Raw genomic sequence first — 1,582 nt, 5'->3', positions numbered from 1 at the left:
GCAGGTCCGTCTCCTGGTGCCACACCATCTCGACGGCTTCGCCGGTCGAGCGTTCGATGGCGACCTTGCAGTCGCGGTCGCAGTTGGATCCGGGGAAGACGATGACGGCGGCGCTCATGGCGCGGCCTCCTAGCAGGCTTCGTGCGAAATGTCAGTCGGCTCCGGCGACGGCCGCGCGTCCAGCCAGGCCCAGACCCAGATGGCGAGGCCGCCGAGGGTCAGGCCGACCGCCACCCAGGCCGTCGAGGCCCAGCCGAAGCCGGCGGCCACGGCCGCGCCTGCGAGCAGCGGCCCAAGCGCATTGGCGGTGTTGAAGGCCGAGTGATTCAGCGCGGCCGCGAGGGTCTGCGCCTCTCCCGCGACATCCATCAGCCGCGTCTGCAGGATGGATCCCAGACCGCCGCCGGCGCCGATGCACAGCACGATCCCCAGCATCGACCACAGCTGGTGCGAGGCCAGCGGGTACAGCGCCAGCGAGGCGGCGCTCCAGACCAGCAGCCCGGCCGCGGCGGGAAAGCCGAACCGGTCCGCCGCCCAGGCGCCCAGCAGGTTGCCGCTGAACATGCCGATCCCGAAGACGGCGAACACCCACGGCATCACCTCGGGCCCGACGCCGGTCACCTCGCGCAGGGTGGACGCGAGGAAGGCGTAGACCGCGAACATCCCGCCGAAGCCGATGGCGCTGACGCCCAGCGTCAGCCAGACCTGCCGGTTCCGGAGGGCGCCCAGCTCGCGGAAGGGGCTCGCGTCCGGATGGGCGGGGTCGCGCGGCGCGAACAGGGCGACGAGCGCCATGGTCAGCATCGCCAGCGCCCCGACGATCACGAAGGTCCAGCGCCAGCCGTAGGCGTGACTGACCAGGTTGATCACGGGCACGCCGACGACCGTCGCAACGGTCAGGCCCATCAGGATGGTCGAGACCGCCCGGGTGCGGAACCGCAGCGGCACGGTCGAAGCGGCGACGAGGGCCGCGACTCCGAAGTAGGCGCCGTGCGGCAGGCCGCTGAGAAAGCGGAAGACCAGCATCCAGCCGAACGTCGGCGACAGGGCGCTCAGGGTGTTCGCGGCGGCGAACAGCCCCATCAGCCCCACCAGCATCAGCCAGCGGGGCAGTCGCGCCCCGAGCACGGCGAGCAGGGGGGCTCCGACCACGACGCCGGCGGCGTAGGCGCTGATCGCATGTCCGGCCGTCGGCTCGTCGACGCCCAGGCCCGCGGCGAAGTCCGGCAGGATGCTCATGGCCGCGAACTCGGTGACCCCGATCGCGAAGCCGCCCATCGCCAACGCCAGCAGGACCAGGGCTATGGCGCCTGCGCTTCGCGGCGTGTGTTCGAGGGCAGGCTCCGCCTGGCCGGCGGCGGGGTCGTTGGACGACATGGGATTTCCGGAGAGCTGATGTTGCGGCGCAACATGGGCCTCCGGGGCCGGCGATCAACCGGTCGGGCCGATCACGCCTTGTTTTCGTAGGTCGCCGTGATCGAGGCTTTCGCCAGCGTGTGGAAATGCAGGTTGAACCCGAAGACGGCGCCGGAATTGTCCGGCGTCACATCCAGCTTCTCCACGTCCACCGCTACATCTTCAC

General features: G+C 70.8%; 1 protein-coding gene and 1 pseudogene. Both read right to left on the bottom strand.

Translation table 11 applies throughout. The features are described from left to right. Positions 1-118, bottom strand: a pseudogene (locus RIF93_RS20660) (phosphoribosylformylglycinamidine synthase subunit PurQ); the annotation flags it as partial. An 11-nt stretch (positions 119-129) separates the two neighbouring features. After that, entirely contained in the window at positions 130-1,377 is a 1,248-nt protein-coding gene (locus tag RIF93_RS20655; protein ID WP_309093317.1) for an MFS transporter, read from the bottom strand. Between the last annotated feature and the right edge of the window lie 205 nt (positions 1,378-1,582).

It is taken from the genome of Phenylobacterium sp. (assembly GCF_031181185.1).
GTDB lineage: Bacteria > Pseudomonadota > Alphaproteobacteria > Caulobacterales > Caulobacteraceae > Phenylobacterium.
This window is presented reverse-complemented; position numbering and strand designations above follow the sequence as displayed.

What these genes read in the sequence shown, in the direction of transcription:
- RIF93_RS20655 (WP_309093317.1), bottom strand. Translation starts at nt 1,377, where the DNA reads ATGTCGTCCAACGACCCCGCCGCCGGCCAGGCGGAGCCTGCCCTCGAA.